The organism is uncultured Gemmiger sp. (assembly GCF_934561205.1).
GTDB lineage: Bacteria > Bacillota > Clostridia > Oscillospirales > Ruminococcaceae > Gemmiger.
The window spans coordinates 144,002-163,046 of the sequence record NZ_CAKTFU010000005.1 but is presented as its reverse complement, the minus strand read 5'-3'; the positions used below and the strand labels follow the sequence as shown (position 1 = coordinate 163,046).

The 19,045-nt window shown below is 53.8% G+C and carries 18 protein-coding genes; 12 read left to right on the top strand and 6 right to left on the bottom strand.

Annotation, left to right across the window (positions count from 1 at the left end; genetic code table 11):
• Positions 1-147: 147 nt before the first annotated feature.
• The 4 genes from Q0I19_RS04965 to Q0I19_RS04950 are packed head-to-tail and all read left to right on the top strand — an operon-like array spanning position 148 to position 4,754.
• A complete protein-coding gene (locus Q0I19_RS04965; RefSeq protein WP_294760088.1) occupies positions 148-1,128 on the top strand; it encodes an ABC transporter ATP-binding protein in 981 nt (326 codons plus the stop codon).
• On the top strand, positions 1,112-1,975 hold the full coding sequence (locus Q0I19_RS04960; protein ID WP_294760086.1) for an ABC transporter permease: 864 nt from the start codon (positions 1,112-1,114) through the stop codon (positions 1,973-1,975). The genes Q0I19_RS04965 and Q0I19_RS04960 overlap by 17 nt, the downstream gene beginning before the upstream one ends.
• Positions 1,972-3,426 carry a GldG family protein gene (locus tag Q0I19_RS04955; protein ID WP_294760084.1) on the top strand — a complete coding sequence of 485 codons (1,455 nt, stop codon included), beginning with the start codon at positions 1,972-1,974 and terminating at the stop codon, positions 3,424-3,426. Before Q0I19_RS04960 ends, Q0I19_RS04955 begins: the two co-directional genes overlap by 4 nt.
• Entirely contained in the window at positions 3,423-4,754 is a 1,332-nt protein-coding gene (locus Q0I19_RS04950; RefSeq protein WP_294760083.1) for a DUF4340 domain-containing protein, read from the top strand. The genes Q0I19_RS04955 and Q0I19_RS04950 overlap by 4 nt, the downstream gene beginning before the upstream one ends.
• Positions 4,755-4,827: 73 nt before the next feature.
• On the opposite strand, the gene Q0I19_RS04945 is transcribed toward Q0I19_RS04950, so the two are convergent.
• Positions 4,828-6,135, bottom strand: coding sequence for a hypothetical protein (locus Q0I19_RS04945; protein WP_294760082.1), 1,308 nt, complete (start codon positions 6,133-6,135; stop codon positions 4,828-4,830).
• 189 nt (positions 6,136-6,324) lie between these two features.
• Here Q0I19_RS04945 and Q0I19_RS04940 point away from each other — a divergent pair, with 189 nt between their 5' ends.
• The 6 genes from Q0I19_RS04940 to Q0I19_RS04915 all read left to right on the top strand — a co-directional run bounded on the left by Q0I19_RS04940 (position 6,325) and on the right by Q0I19_RS04915 (position 12,034).
• On the top strand, positions 6,325-7,776 hold the full coding sequence (locus Q0I19_RS04940; RefSeq protein WP_294760080.1) for a sugar transferase: 1,452 nt from the start codon (positions 6,325-6,327) through the stop codon (positions 7,774-7,776).
• A gap of 79 nt (positions 7,777-7,855) precedes the next feature.
• Entirely contained in the window at positions 7,856-8,530 is a 675-nt protein-coding gene (locus tag Q0I19_RS04935) for an amino acid ABC transporter permease (protein ID WP_294760078.1), read from the top strand.
• Positions 8,531-8,534: 4 nt separating this feature from the next.
• Positions 8,535-9,281 (top strand): amino acid ABC transporter ATP-binding protein, encoded by a 747-nt coding sequence (locus Q0I19_RS04930; protein ID WP_294760077.1) that lies wholly within the window; start codon positions 8,535-8,537, stop codon positions 9,279-9,281.
• Positions 9,278-10,099, top strand: coding sequence for a transporter substrate-binding domain-containing protein (locus Q0I19_RS04925; RefSeq protein WP_294760076.1), 822 nt, complete (start codon positions 9,278-9,280; stop codon positions 10,097-10,099). Before Q0I19_RS04930 ends, Q0I19_RS04925 begins: the two co-directional genes overlap by 4 nt.
• Before the next feature lie 24 nt (positions 10,100-10,123).
• Positions 10,124-11,527 carry an MATE family efflux transporter gene (locus Q0I19_RS04920; protein ID WP_294760075.1) on the top strand — a complete coding sequence of 468 codons (1,404 nt, stop codon included), beginning with the start codon at positions 10,124-10,126 and terminating at the stop codon, positions 11,525-11,527.
• Positions 11,528-11,554: 27 nt separating this feature from the next.
• Positions 11,555-12,034: an N-acetyltransferase gene (locus Q0I19_RS04915; protein ID WP_366012431.1), complete on the top strand. Its 480-nt coding sequence runs from the start codon at positions 11,555-11,557 to the stop codon at positions 12,032-12,034.
• Between the two features lie 51 nt (positions 12,035-12,085).
• Here the strand turns inward: Q0I19_RS04915 and Q0I19_RS04910 are convergent, their stop codons facing one another.
• The 4 genes from Q0I19_RS04910 to Q0I19_RS04895 form a co-directional block, all read right to left on the bottom strand.
• Positions 12,086-12,901, bottom strand: coding sequence for a hypothetical protein (locus Q0I19_RS04910; RefSeq protein WP_294760071.1), 816 nt, complete (start codon positions 12,899-12,901; stop codon positions 12,086-12,088).
• Positions 12,902-13,046: 145 nt separating this feature from the next.
• On the bottom strand, positions 13,047-14,429 hold the full coding sequence (locus Q0I19_RS04905; protein WP_294760069.1) for a carboxylesterase family protein: 1,383 nt from the start codon (positions 14,427-14,429) through the stop codon (positions 13,047-13,049).
• Positions 14,430-14,432: 3 nt separating this feature from the next.
• Complete coding sequence (locus Q0I19_RS04900) at positions 14,433-15,272, bottom strand: creatininase family protein (RefSeq protein ID WP_294760068.1); 840 nt, start codon at positions 15,270-15,272, stop codon at positions 14,433-14,435.
• A 69-nt stretch (positions 15,273-15,341) separates the two neighbouring features.
• Positions 15,342-16,742, bottom strand: coding sequence for a glycoside-pentoside-hexuronide (GPH):cation symporter (locus Q0I19_RS04895; protein ID WP_294760067.1), 1,401 nt, complete (start codon positions 16,740-16,742; stop codon positions 15,342-15,344).
• Between the two features lie 179 nt (positions 16,743-16,921).
• Here Q0I19_RS04895 and Q0I19_RS04890 point away from each other — a divergent pair, with 179 nt between their 5' ends.
• Both Q0I19_RS04890 and Q0I19_RS04885 read left to right on the top strand, forming a co-directional pair.
• Positions 16,922-17,869: an AraC family transcriptional regulator gene (locus Q0I19_RS04890; RefSeq protein WP_294760065.1), complete on the top strand. Its 948-nt coding sequence runs from the start codon at positions 16,922-16,924 to the stop codon at positions 17,867-17,869.
• Between the two features lie 13 nt (positions 17,870-17,882).
• On the top strand, positions 17,883-18,131 hold the full coding sequence (locus Q0I19_RS04885; RefSeq protein WP_294760063.1) for a DUF1653 domain-containing protein: 249 nt from the start codon (positions 17,883-17,885) through the stop codon (positions 18,129-18,131).
• A 49-nt stretch (positions 18,132-18,180) separates the two neighbouring features.
• On the opposite strand, the gene Q0I19_RS04880 is transcribed toward Q0I19_RS04885, so the two are convergent.
• Positions 18,181-19,035, bottom strand: coding sequence for a hypothetical protein (locus Q0I19_RS04880; protein ID WP_294760061.1), 855 nt, complete (start codon positions 19,033-19,035; stop codon positions 18,181-18,183).
• Between the last annotated feature and the right edge of the window lie 10 nt (positions 19,036-19,045).

The window sequence follows — 19,045 nt, the reverse complement described above, 5'->3', positions numbered from 1 at the left end:
CAACGCCAAACCGGCAGCTCCGCAAGGGGCTGCCGGTTTGGCGTTTCACGTTTCTTTAACGGGTCTGTCACATTTCAATCACAGGTTCATCAAACGTTTTTCAGAATTGCGTGCTATTGTTAAATGGAAATTTTAGGAGGTGCGTATATGATCACAGTGGAGCACTTGAGCAAAAAATACGGGGATTTCACTGCGGTGGACGATATATCCTTCACGCTGGAAAACGGACATATCTACGGCTTTTTGGGGCCGAACGGTGCGGGAAAATCCACCACAATGAACATCATGACCGGCTGCCTTGCCGCAACGGCAGGCACTGTCACCATCGATGGCTGCGATATCTTTGAGGATGCCAGGGACGCCAAAAAGCTGGTGGGCTACCTGCCGGAAATCCCGCCCCTGTATACTGAGCAGACGCCTGCGGAGTACCTGAGCTTTGTGGCGGAGGCTAAGGGCGTGCCGACCAAGCAGATCCCGCAGGAGGTGGCACGCGTGATCGAGGAGACCCGCCTGACCGATATGACCCATCGGCTGATTCGCAACCTCTCCAAGGGATATCGCCAGCGTGTCGGCATTGCACAGGCATTGCTGGGTAACCCGCAGTATATCATTTTGGACGAGCCGACCGTCGGACTTGACCCGCTGCAGATCATAGAGATTCGCGACCTGATCCGTGAGCTGGGTCAAAAGCACACCGTAATTTTAAGCTCCCACATTTTAAGCGAAGTACAGGCCATCTGCGAGAGCGTTCTGATCATCGCCCACGGCAAACTGGTGGCCTTTGACACACCGCAAAACCTTGAAAAAACGCTTGCCAACAGCAATAAGCTGAGCCTGTGCGCCCCCTGTACACAGGAAAAGATGGCGGAAATTTTGGCATCGGTGCCCGTCGTGGCGCAGACAAAATTTTCCAAGGGCGAAAACGATACCTGCCGCGCTGAACTGACGGTGAACGGCGAACTGAACCATGCTGCCGCTGAGATCTTCTTTGCCTTTGCCAAGGCCGAAATCCCGCTTTTGCAGATGACGCCGCAGAAGGCGGACCTGGAGAATATCTTTATCGAGCTTACCGAGAGTGAGCCGACCCTGCCGGAAAAGGAGGACGTCGAGCATGAAAGCGGTATTTAAGCATGAACTTTCGCTGTATTATCACGGGCTGATGGCCTATGTGTTTGCAGCGTTTTTGCTGGAATTTATCGGCATCGGCGCGATGCTGTATAACATCAACAGCGCCATGGCAAACTTTGAGTATGCGTTGGGCACCTTCAGCATTGCCTTTGTGGGGCTGGTGCCGGTGCTGACGATGCGTGTTGTGGCAGAGGAGAAAAAGCAAAAGACCGACCAGCTGCTTTCGCTGCTGCCCATCACCTCCACCGATATTGTATTGGGTAAATATTTCGCTATGGCGATTGTTTTTGTGCTGCCTATGCTGGTGGCGTGTGTTTACCCCTTTATCTTTTCGTTTTATGGCGATGTGTATCTGCCCACTTCCTACGGAGCGTTGTTTGCTTTTATCTGTCTGGGGCTGGCGCTGATCGCCATCGGTATGTTTATCTCCTCGTTGACGGAATCCCAGGGGATGGCGGCGGGCATCGGCGTGGTGGTCATGCTGTTTTTGTATTACAGTGCCTCGCTGGCCAACTACATTTCCTCCAAGGCGTTCAACATAGTTGTGCTGGTCGTTCTGGCCGCGCTGCTGGGGCTTTTGGTGCGCAAACTGACCAACTCCGATATTGTCGGGCTGGGGGTCTTTGCGGCAGGTGCGGCAGCGCTGGCAGCGGCATGGTTTGTCAAACCGGAGGCACTGACAAGCCTTTTGCCTGACCTGATGCAAAAGCTGTCCCCCTTTGAACGATTGTACACCTTTGTGAACGGTGTGTTTGACGTCACCGGCATTGTGTACTATGTCAGCATTGCTGTGTTTTTCCTGTTCCTCTGCGTGCAGGTGTGGGAGAAAAAGAGGTATAACGGATGAAAGACAAGTTTACACAAAAATGGCGGCAGATGACCGCCCGAAATAAACAGGCACTGAGCACCCGCACCGCTAAGGTCGGCGGATACAGCTTTGTGCTGGGTGTGGTCGTGCTGGCGATTCTGGTAGCGGTCAACGTGCTGGCAGGGGTGCTGCCCACCCGGTATACCCAGCTGGACATCTCTGCGGCGCAGCTGTACTCTCTGACGGCGGACACCAAGGTGGTGGCTACCAATCTGACCAAGGATGTCAACATCTACTGGATCGTACAGGCAGGTAAGGAGAACACCGTGCTGGACAAGCTGCTGGATCGGTATCAGGATCTTTCCGACCATATTACCGTCACCAAGAAGGATCCCGATGTCTACCCGACTTTTGCCCAACAGTACACCGACGAAACCGTCACCAACAACTCCCTTGTGGTAGAATGCGGAGACAAGAGCCGTTACATTCCGTATACCGATATATATAAGGTAGACAGCAGCACCTACTACACCACCGGCTCGGTATCCCAGAGCTTTGACGGGGAGGGGCAGATCACATCGGCCATCGACTATGTTGTCAGCGAGGATCTGCCGCAGGTGTATCTGCTCAGCGGTCACGGCGAGCAGCCGCTGTCGGACAATTTCCGCAGCCAGCTTACTCGCAGCAACTATGAACTGACAGAGGATTTCTCTCTGCTGAATGTGGATTCCATCCCTGAGGAGTGCGACACGTTGCTCATCAACGCCCCCACCGGCGATATTTCCGAGGAGGAGCTGAGCATTTTGCGGGACTACCTGCAAAGCGGCGGCAAGCTGATGGTGTTTTCGGGCCCGCAGAAAGAAACGGAGCTGACCAACCTGAAAACGCTCTTGCAGGATTACGGCGTGACTGTCGCCGAGGGCGTGGTCGTTGACAACGACCGCGAGCACTATGCCTTCAGTGCGCCCTATGTGCTGATGCCGGATATTGCCTCCTCTGAAATTACCGACCCCTTGGCCGAGGGTGCCTACCATGTAATCGTGCCGATTGCACAGGGGCTGACCGTCAGCGGGAGTCAGGCTACGGCGCTGCTGACGACCTCGGCGGAATCCTTTGCCAAAAAGGCAGGCTACGCAATGACGACCTACGAAAAAGAAGATGGCGATACCGACGGGCCCTACACACTGGCGGTTTCGGTACAAAATGAGGCCGACGGCAAGATGGTGTGGGTGGCCAGCGACTATCTGCTGGAGGACACCTACAATTCTTACTCATCGGGTGCCAATATGGATCTTGTTATGAACAGCCTGTCCTGGATGATCGGCAAAAACGATGCCGTATCCATCCGCAGCAAATCCCTGAACAATACCTACCTGACCATCAGTTCGGGGGCGGCCGCCTGGCTGAAGGTCTGCCTGATCGGCATTATCCCGCTGGGAGTTCTGCTGCTGGGCATTGACGAGGTCCTGCGCAGGAGGAAAACGACATGAAACGACAAAAAAATCTTCTGATTCTGCTGGCCGTGCTGCTCGGCCTTTGCCTGGCAATTTTGCTGGCGGCCGGGGTACAGAAACACATCGACAAAATAGCGACGATCGATAAGGATATTGTGGACCTGAACGCCGACAGCGTGACCAAAATCAGCTGGACATCCGGCGGAAAAACGCTGACCTATGAAAAAACCGACGATACCTGGCAGCAGAGCGATGACGCAGCGTTTCCCGTGGATCAGGAAAAGCTGCAGGAGCTTTTGCAGCGGTTCGCCCCCTTAAACGCCGGGTTTGAAATCAGCGATGTTCAGGATTACAGCCAGTACGGGCTGGATGCGCCGGAGGTCACTGTTACGTTGACAACAACCGAGGGTGACACGGTGGTGAAATTCGGCAACTTCTCGACGATGGACAGCAAGCGGTATGTGACCTTGGGGGATGGTACGGTCTACCTGATTGCGGACGATGTGGCAGGGGCTCTTTCCACCGACCGTGATGCGTACCTGTGCGCTGACAGTGTGCCGGCGTATGATACCATCACCGGCATCACGGCAACCGGGGAAACAACATTCACCGCGCAGTATCTGCCGGACGCAGCCCCGCTGTACACCGACACCTACGATTATTACGCGGTAGACGGCGAAAACTATACAGCGCTGTCGACCCAGAAAATCGAAGGTTTTCTCAGCGACTTGGCAGCGCTGCCTTACAGTGATTACGCCACCTACCAAGCCTCGCAGGAAAACCTTGCCGATTACGGGCTCGACACCCCGACTGTGACCTACACCGTGCAGTACACGCAGGATAAGACCGACGGCAGCTTTGCGCTGGCCTTAGGGAAAAAGGGTGATACCTGCTATGCCCGCATGAACGACAGCAAAATTATTTTTAAGCTGACCGAGGATGCGTACAACGACCTGACCGCTACCGACGCCAACGCGCTGCGCCCCGACGAGGCACTGTCTCTAGATTGGGACACGGTCAAGAGCATGACATTCACGGTGGACGATACTGACTACACGGTCGAGCATAAGGGAAATACCTTTACCATTAACGGTGACGAGGTGGATTTCGATGCCGTGAAACAGGCGGTGGATGGGCTGAAGATCACCGAATACAACAGCGAAACAACCGACAAAAAACAGGAACTGGCTTTCACCGTAACGCTGGATAATAAAGAACATCCGGAGCTGGCCGTGACAATTCAACAGTATGACGGAGAAAATTGCCTTGTCACACTAAACGGCGTTACCCTTGGCTTTGAGGCCCGCAGCAATGTAGTGACCCTGACCGAGGCGGTCAAGGCCATCACACTGGGGCTGGAATAAGAAAAAAGAAAGTCACCTTCTGTGGTATCCGAAAACGGATTTCACAGGAGGTGACTTTGTTGTGCAATAAAAGTTATATCGGTTCAGAGTTATCGGGGTCGTGGTTCCATCGGTCATACGGCAGGGCAAAAATGACGCCGGTAAGAAGCAGATCGGCGGGGGCGGAGGTCAGGTGCAATACCTGGTTTTCCATAAAGCCGTAGGCAACCAAAACCAACAGACAACTCAAAGCCACCCAGTTTCCCATGCGCGCATAGCGGTACAGGGCGTAGGTGGCCAACGCGCACACCAGAAGGAACATGATGGGGCCGACCGAGTAGAAAAGAAACACATAAAGGTTGTCAATGTAGGGGAAATCGCCGGTCAGAAGATAGCCGGCAATTTTTACGGGGTAGGTTTGCATAGCCATAAAAGCAAGCCAAAGACGCCCGGTGAACAGACTATCCAGCCTGCCTACAAAGGTAAGAATACTCTGCGGGAAATCGGGGTCGTCCATATAATTAAAAAGAAAGGAAAGTCCGAAACTGAGGAAAACAGTAAGCGGCAGTGTGGCAGCCGACAGCGCGGAAACGATCCTGCTGCCGCGCAGGCAGTTGCGGGAGAAAAGCAACACGGAAATCAGCACAAAGACAGCCAGAAGGAGAATAGAAATACCGGCAGAACGAGAGCGAATGTAGAATAAAACAAAGGATCCGAGAACGCCAAGACTCAATGCATCATAATACCGCAGACGCTTGCCGCGCATGATGACCCAGGCTAGGGCGAGGCCCAGAAGAATACCGCCGAAGGTGTTGTGTTGGCCGTAGCAGAAGGGGTGGCAGCCGCGGTTGCTGAGATCAGGTGTAATCGGAATGATCCCGGCGAAAGATAAAACAGCGGTGCAGAGGACGCAGGAAATACCCACCAGTAAAAAAGGCTTCATGCTGTGACAGATGTCCACATCCTTTGCTGCCAAAAGCGCTGCACAAAGCCAGATCCACCAGATGTTCTGGCCGTTAAAAAACACCCAGCGGGCAATGAAATACAGTAAACCTGCAAACAGTAAGCTTTTTCCGCTGTATTTTGTGCCCAGAAGGATCTTGACGGAAAAGCAGAGGGCTATGACCGCATACAGAATATTCGCCAGGGCAGGGTTCAGTGACGGCCAGGTCAAATAGGCATTGCTGTAACAGAAGGTGACGATAAATTCGTAAATGGCAAGGCCCAGAAAAAAGGAACAACGACCGATTTTTTGGCGCTGTGCCGAAAAGTGGGAACAAAACAGGAAAAACTCCTGCTCCCACCAGTCATGCAGCGTGAGCCGCCTGCGCAGAACCGGCAGCAGGCTGCATACACCGCCGGCAAACAAGGCCAGCAGCAAAAGATTGGCAAAAAGGAACATTGTCAAAACCTCCCGAATCCCTTTGTATACTGTCAATTATAACGGGCCGAGGGCAATTTGGCAAGTGACGGCGGGCAATAAACTGTAACAAAATCTTAACTTGAAAAAAAGGCGGAATTGTGATAGAATCATAGAATCCATTAATACATTGGGGTATTGTGTACAGACCTTGTACACAAGGTGAGGAATATGAACAATAAGAGAGAAAAAATCCAATATATCGGCGTTTTCTTTGCGGATCTCATTGCGCTGATTTTCAGTATCGGTATTGCCTGGGTCATCATTGACGGTATGCTGAGAAAAATGCCACAGTATGAGTACAATGATTTTCTGTGGGCGATGCTGCTGCTGACGCTGGCCTATATCTGCACCTTTCTTCTGTTTGACCAGCGGGAGGACATTGTCAAACGCAACAAGAGACACGAGTTTGCCAGAGCCGTAAAGTTCAACCTTTTGCTGGGATTGATCAACTCTGCGGGGCTTGCCCTGACCAAGGCAGCCATGCTGGAATCCCGTTACTTTTTGCTTTTGGTGCCGATCATCAACGTCTTTTTGATGACAGCCAGCCATATTGCGCTGAAAGAGATTCTGAAAAACACCTACAAAATGCGTGGACTGCAAAGTCTGGTGGGGGTCATTACAACCGCCGACCATGCGGAGAATATGATTCGGGATTTGTATCAGGATTGGTCCAACCGCATTGTGGGGCTGGCGATTCCTGAGGCGACCGACGACGAAGTCGGGCAGAAAATCGCAGGGGTTCCCATCGCTGCCAACTATGTAGGTTTTATGGATTGGCTACGCCGCACGGCGTTGGATGAGGTGTATGTGGATATCCCGATGGACAGCGGAAGTTCCTTTGTTCCGTTCCTCGAGGAGATGGAGAGCATGGGCCTGACGGTGCATTTCAGCCTGCCTACGTTGAACCGCTTGGAAAAAGACTGCTGCAGTGAGACCAGTGCCGCCCGCCTGAGCAGCACGTTGGGGCGGTGTGCCGGGCACAATATGGTGACCATCGGAACCGTGGAACTGAGCATGACCGATCAGATACTGAAGCGGGCACTGGATATTGTGGGCAGTATAATAGGCTGCATCATCAGTATCCCCATTATTGCAATTGTGGCTATTCCGCTGAAGATCGAAAGCCCGGGACCTCTATTCTTCAAGCAGCGGCGCGTGGGCTTAAACGGCCGCGAATTCTACATCCACAAGCTGCGCAGCATGTATATGGACGCAGAGGAACGCAAAAAAGAGCTGATGGCCCAAAATGAGATGACGGGCCTTATGTTCAAAATGCAGGATGATCCGCGCATCACCAAGGTGGGGAAGTTTATCCGCAAGACAAGTATTGACGAATTGCCGCAGTTTTTTGATGTTCTGCGCGGCCCGATGAGCTTGGTGGGTACCCGCCCGCCGACGTTGGACGAGTACAAACAGTATGAGAGCCACCACAAGCGCCGACTGAGCATGAAACCCGGTATTACCGGCTTGTGGCAGGTCAGCGGCCGCAGCAGCATTGAGGACTTTGAGGAGGTCGTAAAACTCGATACGACCTATATTGACAACTGGACCTTCTGGGGCGACATCAGGATCCTGTTCAAGACGGTCTGGGTCGTTTTTGCGCGGCGCGGTGCCGAATAAACACTGCGAAAAAAACGCATGGCTTGACATTTGCCGAGCCGTGCGTTTTTGACGATTCACGTTATAGAGGGGAAAAGTCATGACGGAACGCTTATTGCGTATTTTGATAAATTCTTTCGGAACAATCTTGCTGCCGGGCTTGACGGTGACCATTCCGCTGACGATTTTATCCTTTGGATTTGCGCTTGTCATTGCCGTCACGGTGGCGCTTGTGCAGTTTGCCCATGTACCCGTGTTGGAAAAACTCGCTCGGCTGTATATCTGGATCATCCGCGGCACACCGGTTCTGGTCCAGTTATTTGTGGTGTTCTATGGCTTGCCCGGAGTGGGGATTTTGATCGAGCCGTTCCCGGCCGCAGTGCTGGTGTTTTCTGTCAATGAAGGTGCCTACTGTGCGGAGACGATTCGCGCCGCGCTGGAATCGGTGCCGCAGGGACAGCTGGAGGCCGGGCAGTGCGTGGGCATGAGTTACCTGCAAATCATTCGGCGCATTATCCTGCCGCAGGCACTGCGCACGGCGTTTCCCACGTTGGCCAGTTCGTTGATTGCGATGGTCAAGGATACGTCGCTGGCGGCCAACATTACCGTGACCGAAATGTTTATGACCACCCAGCGCATCGTAGCCCGTACCTATGAGCCGCTGGCACTGTATATAGAAGTCGGTCTGATTTACCTGCTGTTCTGTACAGTGCTGACCCGACTGCAGGCGTGGGGCGAGAAGAAACTGAACCAACGCGGTGCACAAAGGAGTTGATAAAATGCTGCAGGTTCGCAATTTGAAAAAATCCTTTGGGCCGCTGGAAGTCTTAAAGGGCGTTGATTTGGATGTAAATCAGGGTGATGTTGTGGCAATACTTGGCTCCAGCGGAAGCGGAAAAACCACGATGCTACGCTGCCTGAATTTTTTGGAACGTGCGGATGCAGGCACGATGCTCTTTGACGAAACGCGGTTGGATCTGCACAGCGCCAACCATGCGGATATAAATGCTCTGCGCCGTCGCACCGGGTTTGTGTTCCAAAATTACAATTTATTCGCCAACAAGACAGCCCTGCAAAATGTCACCGAGGGGTTGATCGTGGCCCGCAAGATGCCCCGCGCTAAGGCAGAGGAAATCGGCAGGGCAGCGCTTGTGGAAGTCGGCATGGAGGATCGTGCCGACCATTATCCCAGCCAGCTTTCGGGCGGACAACAGCAGCGTGTGGCGATTGCCCGCGCCATTGCCACAAACCCGGAAATCATCTATTTTGACGAGCCGACCTCGGCCCTTGACCCTGAATTGACGGGAGAGGTGCTGGAGGTTATGCGCAAGCTGGCGCAGGAGGGACGCACCATGTTGGTGGTTACCCACGAGATGGACTTTGCCCGCCATGCCGCCAACCGAGTTGTTTTTATGGATCGAGGCGTCATTGTAGAACAAAATGACGCAGAATCGTTCTTCGCAAATCCGGTTCAAACCCGGACGCGCGAGTTTTTGCAAAATTACAAACAGAGGAGTTTATTGTGAGAGTTTTTACTAAGAAATTGTCCGCTTTGCTGCTTGCTGTCGGTTTGACGGCTGCCTTGACAGGCTGTGGCGGCAAGACCGAAAGCGCCGCCGATACGAAGGATCAACTTGCCCGCATCCAAGAAAGCGGTACCATCGTTATTGCAATGGAGGGCACCTGGGCCCCCTGGACGTACCATGACGAAAATGACAAGCTGGTCGGGTACGATGTAGAGGTCGGCAGCAAAATTGCCGAAAAGCTGGGCGTCACCCCCACCTTTGTTGAGGGCGAATGGGACGGACTGTTGGCGGGTCTTGATGCAGGCCGCTATGATATTATGGTCAATGGTGTGGATATTACCGAGGAACGCAGCGAAAAATATGATTTTTCGACCCCGTATGCCTACAACCGTACCGCAGTGATTGTGAGCAGCGATAATGATACTATCCATACGCTGGAGGATCTCAAGGGGAAACATACGGCCAACACCATCAGCAGCACTTATGCCCAGCTGGCCGAACAATACGGTGCAGAAGTGACCGGCGTGGATGACTTGAACCAGACCTTTGAGCTGCTGCTCAGCGGGCGTATCGATGCCACACTGAATGCTGAGATGACCTATTACGATTATATGAAGGAACATCCCGATGCACAGGTGAAAATTGCTGTGTTGACAGATGATGCCAACAAGGTGGCTATCCCCTTCCGTAAGGGGGACGACTCAGCGACCCTGCGTGAAGCTGTGAACAAGGCCATTGATGAACTGCGCGAATCCGGAGAACTGAAGGAACTGAGCGAGAAATATTTTGGCACAGACATCTCTACCATGGAACAGTAACAGCGCATAAGGAGAACGTTTGACATGGAAAAAACCGAAAAACTCACGCTGAGAGAGTGTATTTTCGGCAATAAACATTTTTACCGTCATGTCCTGGCGGTGGTTTTGCCCATTATTGTTCAGAACACGCTGACCAACATCGTCAGCCTGCTGGATAACGTTATGGTCGGGCAGGTGGGCACCCTGCCTATGAGTGGCGTTGCCATTGTGGGACAGCTGATTTTTGTCTACAATCTTGCTATTTGGGGCAGTACATCCGGCGCAGGGCTGTTTGGCGCGCAGTACTTTGGAAGCGGTGATATGGAAGGTGTACGGCATACCTTCCGCTTTAAGCTGTTGGTGGCCGCTGCCATCACAGCCGGCGGCATCCTGTTGTTCAGCCTGGCGGGCAAAACCCTGATCAGTGCCTACATAGCGGCAGACACAGCGCCAGCCGATGCGGCAGCTACGCTGGGCTATGCGTGGCAATATCTGTGTATTATGCTGGTGGGGCTGGTGCCCTTTGCCCTGACGCAGTGCTATGCGGGAACCCTGCGCGAAAGCGGTCAGACCGTTCTGCCTATGAAGGCCAGTATGATTGCCATGGTGGTCAACTTTATCTTTAATGCACTGCTGATTTTCGGTCTGTTTGGATTCCCTTGCATGGGTGTGGCCGGTGCCGCGGTGGCTACGGTGCTCTCCCGCTTTGTGGAACTGGCCATTGTGGCTGTGGGGGCACACAGCAGTGTGGAACGTTATCCTTTTTTTGCGGGTGTTTACGAAAACATGCACATTCCCGCAGCACTTGCCAAGAACATTCTGCTGCGCTCTGCGCCGCTGCTGCTTAACGAGCTGATGTGGGGCATGGGGCAGGCGATTTTGCTGCAATGCTACTCGGTGCGCGGCATACAGGTTGTCGCGGCATTGAATATCTGTAATACGATTTCACAAATTTTTAATGAGGTTTTCCTTTCTCTGGGCAACGCGACAGCCATTGTGGTCGGGCAGGAGTTGGGGGCGGATCGTCTGACGGGCGCGCGCCGTACAGCCTGGCGTATGCTGAGCCTGAGTGTGATGAGCTGTGTGGTCATGGGCTTGTTGCTGAGTCTGTGCGCTCCGCTGATACCGCAAATATACAACACCGAGGAATCCATTCGTCTGCTGTCTACCGAGCTGATTCGTGCGGTAGCGTTGTGCATGCCGCTTTTCGGCTTTGCCAACTGTGCCTATTTTACCTTGCGCAGCGGCGGAAAGACGTTTATCACATTCCTGTTTGACAGCTGCTTTACCTGCGGCATCACAGTGCCGGTTGCTTATGTGCTGGCGCACTATACAGCCATGCCGATTGTGCTGATATTTCTGGTGGCCAACGGCCTGGATCTGATCAAGTGTGTTATCGGGTTTGTATTGCTGAAGAAGGGTATCTGGGTCAAGAATATCGTAAAATGATTTCTGCCGTAACCGGCAGCAGGAGGTGTGATTTTGATACGAAAGGCAAAATCGGACGAATTGCCGCGTATTTTGGAAATTTACGCCTATGCACGGCAGTTCATGCGGGAAACCGGAAACCCGACCCAGTGGAAGGACGGAACGCCTGCTGAGAGCACCCTGTGCCGTGACATTGCGGAGGGGCAGCTGTATGTGCTGGAACAAAATGGTCTGCATGCGGTGTTCGCGCTGATTCCCGGCAATGACCCGACCTATGCCGAAATAGATGGTGCGTGGTTATCGCAGGAACCCTATGCTACCCTGCACCGCGTAGCGTCAGATGGTACGCAGCACGGGATAATGGACTGTGTGGTGGCATTTTCTAAAGAGCAGAATCCGCACCTGCGGATCGATACGCATCGGGATAATAAAATCATGCAGCATCTTATTGTCAAGAACGGGTTTGTTTATTGCGGTGTTATCCAGACAGATGACGGAACCCCGCGTTTGGCCTATGAACTGATATAAATAGAAAAGCTCCGCATCGCATTGCGATGCGGAGCTTTTTGCAGGAATCAATTATTCCTTTTCTTTCGTATCGGTTTTTACGGCGGCCTCATGGGTCTTGTAGGCAAGAACCATCTCGCGAATAACTACGACAACCAAGGCAAGTGCCAGGAAAATACCTGCCATGTTAATGGCACCGGTCAAAGCGCGCTCGCCTTTTTCCTTGCGGGCTTCGGTGGCTGCGGAAATGACCTTGATGGTAGCGTAATCGGTAACGGAATCCAGGCTGGAAATGCCGGCTTCCACTACGCTCTCACAGATTTCCTGAGCGTGATCCGCCTCACCGTTGGGAACCTTAACGGCGACCGAAACGCGGATGATCTGGGTGCCACTGGGTGTCCAGACATTGATGCTTTTGCGAAGGTCGTCAATCTTTTTGAGAAGGGCATCCTCATCCTGGAGATTCACCTTTGCATCTTCCATGGCGTACTGTCTTGCGATGGGGGTAATGATGGCATCGCTGCGCACAATTTCGGAGAAGGAGCTTGCCAGCATGCTGATTTTACCAGCCTCGTTGGTGTCGTTTTCACTTTCCAACATGTCGCGGTTCAGGTCAATAAACAGCACGGCATCGGAGGTGTAGGTCATTTCGGCAGACTTCTTTGCCTTGACGTAGCCGACAACACCGCCAATGATAAAAAGTGCAAGCAAGAAGGCAATGTAGCGCTTTAAAGTGAGCAGGATTTTTCTGCCCCAGACATCACATATCCGCATGATGTCATAAAAGCCGAGTTCCTCCTCGTCTTCGTCCTCGTAACGAACATAGACAAGCTGACGGTCATCTACGTTGGCAGGAAGGGACTTTTTGTTTTCAAGTTCTTGTGCCATTATATATCCTCCATAGCAGTTGAAATCAACACAAATATATCTTATTATAGCACATATCAAGAAAAAATCAAGACTGCATGTCGGAAAAATCCGAAGGAATTATGCACAAAGCCTCCTGCGTGATGCAGGGGGCTTGTAAAAACTGTTATTCGCCGACGGCCTTGTTGGTCAGCATGGTCCAGGCCAATTTGGCCATAGAGGCCTTGCCCATGTGTGTCGGCTGCTCACCCAAACGCAGAACCTTTGTATGGGAGGCATCCAGAGGTGCCCAGGCGGGCATACCTCCGCCGTTGGGGTTGCCGGTCTTGGCAAAGTTTGTCAGATAGGTGACCATCTGGGCACTCAAGACCTTGTCCGTGGCGGTAAAGGGACGCCAGCAGTGATCCAGCGTGCCGAACCAGTACCACAAGTCACTGCTGTGCCAAGCACCGTTTTTGTCACCGGGCAGCTGACGGTCAAAGAACCAGCCATAGCAGGCCGGGCCGCCTTGTTCGGCTTGGGTTTTGCACCAACCCTTGACCATCGTGTAGAGGATAGGAGGCATAATGTCCTCACTGGTCATACCGATCAGATAGGGGATGTGCCGCTGTTCTTTGGCGGCCACGACCTCGGTGCCGGGTTTGCAGATGAACACACCGTCCTGCGCAGGGCCTGCGGCAGCCATGGGGTTCTTACATTCTTTTTTGGCCTCCTGCCAGGCGGCAAACAACTTGTCGGGAGCCAATGCGCGAAATTCCGTCAAGTCCGAACAATCAGCCTTGGCCATAACGCTTTCCCAAAAAGGATAGGCATCTTCCACGGGTTTGGTCGTCAGCATCTTGCTGACGCCGCCGCCACTGCTCATCACAGCTTTGGCAAACAGCCCGTCGGCCAGCGGTGTCAGGCAAAGCTGCTGTACGCTCATAGCACCGGCGCTCTGCCCCATCAGAGTGATGTTTTCGGCGTCGCCGCCAAAGGCGGCAATGTTGGCGCGAACCCACTGCAGGGCGCATAGCTGGTCAAACAGGCCATAGTTGCCGGTATGCCCGGCCTCCTTTGCCAGTGCGTCCAGACAGGCGAAGGCCAACGGTCCCAAACGATAGTTGATGGTCACCGCGATGCAGCCCTTGGTGGGCCATTCGGGACCGTCAAAGTGCTTTTCGTGGCCGCAGCCGCCGGTAAAACCGCCGCCATGAATGTAGAAGATGACAGGCAGTTTGCTGTCGGACGTAGAGTCGACAGGGGTCCAGATATTCAGAAACAGGCAGTCCTCACTGTAACGGTAGCTTTCACCGCGGCGGAATTCATTGTAGTAAAACGCCTTTTCCACAACCTGAGATTCGTTGTAAAAGGCGCGGGGCTGGTAGCAGCAGGCACCGTATTCAGTGGCCTCATATACGCCGTCCCAGTGGGTGACCTGTTCGGGGTAGCACCAGCGTTCGGCGGTGGCGTAGCGAATGCCCTTGTAGGCGGCCACGCCTGGCCACTGGCAGTCAGTGCCGGCAATGTCACCGCAAGGGGTGTGACGCAGATATTTCAGCTCGCTCATGGGTCAGGACTCCTTCTTGTTATAGGCGCTGGGCATCCAGGGGTGGGTGCTTTCGACCTCGTGGTTATAAAGCTCCAGCTTGCGCATCTGGTCAGTTACATGGAGCATATCCATGGCGGTTACAGCCTTTTCGATGATGGACTGGCCCTCATCGGCCAGCTTTTGGCGGGTTTCCTCGTCGGGAATGGCGGTTGTGGGCATGTGGTCACTTTGCTTGGCGAAGCAATAGCCGATGGCAGCACTTTGGTAAGCCAGGCCGAAGATATCATTGAAGGGCGCGCAGCTCTGCTGTGCAGGCTCGGAAAATTCGGTCGTCAGCGGGATATCCTGTAAGCGACCCATAATTTGGTAGGCACCCACGGTGATGGCATGGAAACAATCCAGAGAGGTAAACAGGTCCTTGGCCAGCTTGCCCAGCTGCATGCTGAGATCCATATACAGGATGGGTACGCCGGTCTCGTCAAAGAAATCGCGCACCATGGGGCTGCAGGTCATGTGGGCGGGGCCGTGGAAACTGACATACACCTGCCGCTTGAAACCTTGGCGCAGTAGGCTATGTGCCACGGCGGACAGATAGTCAATGCCTTGACGCACACTGACCTGCACAGTGCCGCGCCCGGAGGCAGTCGCCCCGGCGTAGAAGTAGGGAAGCCCTGTCAGTACCAAACCGTCGCAGGCCTCTGCCATACGCAGCGCGTAGGCCTCGCTGATCACGGTTTCACTGTCCAGCGGAAAGCCGCCGTGCATTTCTACGGTGCCCACGGGCACAATGATGATGTCGTTGCGCTGCAGATATTCCTCAACCTCACTGTTGAGCATTTTGGGCAGGATACGGGTCCTCATAATGTGTTCCTCCTTAAAAACAGGGGACTGTGCGGTCATTTTGCCGCACAGTCCCAAGGATAGTATGTATTATTCGGCGGCAGAATTCTGTTTGCCGGTCTTGAAGGCGGCCATCTTGGCGCGAACCTCAGGAGTGATGTTCCACACAAAGCGGAAGGCGATCCAGCTGCCCAGAATGAAGATAGCGGGGGTCAGGACGACCAATGCCTTGATGCCGTTCAGGGTGGCAACGGTCTGGGTGGCGGCACCGGCCTGGTAGCCAATCCAGCCCAGAGCCAGAACAGCGGCGGAGTTGCCGACGGTCTGGCCGATGCGGCGGGTCAGGTTGAAGGTGCCATAGATGGAACCCTCGGTGCGCTTGCCGGTGACCATCTCGTTGTAGTCGATAGCCTCACCGACCAGGCCCCACTGCATGTAGATGGAGACGCTGGCCAGGCCCATGGCGACGGAGCTGACAAGCATGTAGACGATGGCGGGCACGGGCAGAACCATCAGGGAACCGAACAGCAGGAAATACAGGGCAGAGGAGATCAGCAGGCAGTAGCGGATCAGGCGCTCCAGGCCGACCTTGTCGGCAATCTTGGGGGTGATGATCAGCGCTACGATGCCCAAAGGCATGCTGACGGCGCTGGCAAGGCTCATCATACCGATGTTGCCCAGAACGTCGCCGTACATGTAGGTGCCCAAAGTGCTGCCGACGTACTGCATGGTGCAGATGCAGATGCCGTGGATGCACAGCGCCAGGAACGGACGGTTGACACGGAAAACATTCAGAATATCGCTGATTTTAACAGGCTCGGTGTTTTCACTGGGGGCATCGCTGACGTGGCGCTCCTCGGTCCAAGCGTAGTGCAGCATACAGAACACAAAGCCGATGGCCGCGCAGATGGTGGCACCAATGCCGAAAGCAGTGCTGGTGTCGCCGTACTTTGCCAGCAGCTGGGGCATGATGATCATGGGGATGATGTTGCCGATCATACCGCCGAAGCCGCGGGCGCTGGACAGGGCAGCGCGCTCGCCGTCGGTGTCAGCCATGGCGGACAGCAGGGAACCCATGGGAATGTTGAACATGGTGTAGAAGCCTTCGTACAGAATTTTGCAGAAGAACAGCACGACCAGCATGGTGGTGCCCTTAAAGAAAGTGGGCACAGTCCAGAACACGATAGCGCAGATGGCTACCATGGGGGCGGAGCGCAGCAGCCAGGGGCGGAACTTGCCTTTTTTGTTGTGCTTCTTTGCAAAAACCTTGTCCATCAGGGCGCCCATCAGCGGGTCGTTGACGGCGTCCCAGACGTTCCAGACCAGCAGCAGGGTGGCCAGCACGACGGTGTTGACCTGCAGGACGTTGGTGTAGTAGCGGGTGACGATGGAACCCATCAGGGCGAAGGTCATGCAGCCGCCCATGTCGCCGAAGGCATAACCGATCTTGTGTTTCATGGACAGGCCGCCGGCATTCTTTGTTTTAGCCATAATTTCCTCCTTTGTGTAAGACACACATGGGATACCGCCACAGGGTATCCACCTTTGATGCTTCTATTATACAATGCTGCATAGGAAATAAAAATTGTTAATGCAGGAAAATACATTGCAAATTCAGCATAAATATGGTATACTGTGTCTAAAATGCACAAACAAAAGGAGTGACTTTTGTGAAACTGCACGAAATGGCTCGACAGGTTCAAGCGTTGGGACTGGCCGTAGGGACTAGTGCGACAAAGGAGCAGCAGCGGGCTGTGCTGGAACGTCTGAACATAGATTTGGACAGCTTTTATCAGGAAATCGAGATGGACTATCCGCTGGTGCAGACCCAGCAGGACATCAGCGATACGGGCGACGTGGTGGCCCTGCACAGCCACGCGTACTATGAAATGATCTTCATCCGCAGCGGTAATCTGCAATACCTCATCGGTACGCGCCGCTACCGTGTGCAGCGGGGCGATATCCTGCTGCTGCGGCCCGGCGTCAGCCATCGACCGTTGTTTCCCGAAAAGCTGACCGAGAAATACGACCGTGTGGTCGTCTGGCTCAGTGCCGCCTGTAACGACATGCTGCGGGCAAACTGGCCCTTTCTGGCAGAGCTGGACAGGCTGCCCTGTGTTTTGCGTACCTCGGATATTTCAGCAGAAAGTTTGGCGTGGTTTGAAAAGACATTTCGCCGCGGAGTCAAGGAATCCGAAAAGGCAGCGCCCGGCTGGCAGGCGGTCGTGTTTGCCAACACACTGGAGTTGGTTACGGCGATGTACAGTTCATTTTTCGGCGGGAACGTGCCTGAGCCTGTGGAGGAAAAACCGGAATTGCTCGATGAGCTGATGTCTTATGTAGAAAGACGTCTGGCCGAGCACATCAATCTGGAGGACACAGCGCGATATTTCCATGTCAGCGAAAGCACGATCAGTCAGCTGTTTCGCAAGCGCATGGGGGTCAGCTACTATCGTTATGTGACCCAGCGCCGCCTGATTGCCGCCAAAACGATGATTGCGGAGGGAAAAAATCTGGAACGGGTTGCCGAGGCCGTAGGTTTTACCGACTATTCCGGCTTTTATCGTGCCTTCAAGCAGGAGTACGGCATCTCCCCCACAAAATTCCGCAGTCTGTAAGGAGAAGTACCGTATGAGAAACGCAGAGATCGGCCGAGTGTATCGGCATTTTAAGGGCGACTATTACCTGGTGGAGAACCTGGCCCACGACTCGGAAACCGGCGAGGAGGTTGTCATCTACCGTAAGCTGTATGGAGACGGCGGGTTATGGGTGCGCCCATTGGCCATGTTTTTAGAAAAGGTGGATACCGAAAAGTATCCCAACGCCGACCAGACCTACCGCTTTGAATTGCAGGAGATCGTCAGCCGCGCAGAACATTGAACCCAAATAAAACCAACCTCGGCAGATGATGCCGAGGTTGGTTTTTCTATCAAACAGATTTTCGCGGTTTCCTGGCGGAGAACTGCAATACCAGCAGTACGGCGGCCGCCACGGCAAAGACGGCGGCAAAAATGCCCAGCTGCCCAAAGATGCCGCGCAGATAGCACAGAACCAGCGAGCGCAGAGATTCGGGCCGCAGGGTGAGATTGTCCAGCCCCAGCAGGGGATAGAGCGCTGTGGCACACAGCAGGCAGACCAGCGCGCCGGAAATAAAGGAGTAGGTCACGCAGCGCAGACCCAGTCGGGCATTGCCTGCCAGACGTACCGTTAAAACCAGCGAGGCGATACAGAACAGCAGCGAAACCAAGACGCAGGGCAGCAGGATACGGTTGATTTTGGTAATGATGCCAAACAACTGCCCGGCCAAGGGGATAGCCACATAGTTGGTGTAATCCAAGCGGCAGGCGTCGGCGACAATATCGACGCCGTCCTCAATTTCCTCGGTGACCTCAATGCCGCGCTCAGCCAGGTTTGTTAGCAGAATATTGTTGACCTGAGCCTTAAAATCATCACGCGGATCCGCTTGGGTGTTGCCTGCGTACAAATCATCAACAGCCGTTTCCATATCGGTGTTGATCTGTTCCACAGACAAAGCCGAGCAAATTACGTCGGAATCAAAACCGGTGGCAGCGCCGTAGCTGGAAAAATCCTCCGAGAGGAAATCATAGGCCAGGCCCGCAAAGTTGCTGCGGCGAACCTGGGACTTCATGTAATCGGGACGGCTTACGGTGGTTATCAGGGCCAGAAAAAATGCTAAAGCGACAAGCAGCACCGAGGACAGCAGGGAAAGTGCCAAGGCCCAGGCCACGCTGCCGCGGCGGTTCGTATGGTTAGTATCTGTCAAAACAAGCGAC

Coding starts and splice junctions, on each gene's coding strand:
- Q0I19_RS04965 (WP_294760088.1), top strand. CDS start 148: ATGATCACAGTGGAGCACTTGAGCAAAAAATACGGGGATTTCACTGCG.
- Q0I19_RS04960 (WP_294760086.1), top strand. CDS start 1,112: ATGAAAGCGGTATTTAAGCATGAACTTTCGCTGTATTATCACGGGCTG.
- Q0I19_RS04955 (WP_294760084.1), top strand. CDS start 1,972: ATGAAAGACAAGTTTACACAAAAATGGCGGCAGATGACCGCCCGAAAT.
- Q0I19_RS04950 (WP_294760083.1), top strand. CDS start 3,423: ATGAAACGACAAAAAAATCTTCTGATTCTGCTGGCCGTGCTGCTCGGC.
- Q0I19_RS04945 (WP_294760082.1), bottom strand. CDS start 6,135: ATGTTCCTTTTTGCCAATCTTTTGCTGCTGGCCTTGTTTGCCGGCGGT.
- Q0I19_RS04940 (WP_294760080.1), top strand. CDS start 6,325: ATGAACAATAAGAGAGAAAAAATCCAATATATCGGCGTTTTCTTTGCG.
- Q0I19_RS04935 (WP_294760078.1), top strand. CDS start 7,856: ATGACGGAACGCTTATTGCGTATTTTGATAAATTCTTTCGGAACAATC.
- Q0I19_RS04930 (WP_294760077.1), top strand. CDS start 8,535: ATGCTGCAGGTTCGCAATTTGAAAAAATCCTTTGGGCCGCTGGAAGTC.
- Q0I19_RS04920 (WP_294760075.1), top strand. CDS start 10,124: ATGGAAAAAACCGAAAAACTCACGCTGAGAGAGTGTATTTTCGGCAAT.
- Q0I19_RS04910 (WP_294760071.1), bottom strand. CDS start 12,901: ATGGCACAAGAACTTGAAAACAAAAAGTCCCTTCCTGCCAACGTAGAT.
- Q0I19_RS04905 (WP_294760069.1), bottom strand. CDS start 14,429: ATGAGCGAGCTGAAATATCTGCGTCACACCCCTTGCGGTGACATTGCC.
- Q0I19_RS04900 (WP_294760068.1), bottom strand. CDS start 15,272: ATGAGGACCCGTATCCTGCCCAAAATGCTCAACAGTGAGGTTGAGGAA.
- Q0I19_RS04895 (WP_294760067.1), bottom strand. CDS start 16,742: ATGGCTAAAACAAAGAATGCCGGCGGCCTGTCCATGAAACACAAGATC.
- Q0I19_RS04885 (WP_294760063.1), top strand. CDS start 17,883: ATGAGAAACGCAGAGATCGGCCGAGTGTATCGGCATTTTAAGGGCGAC.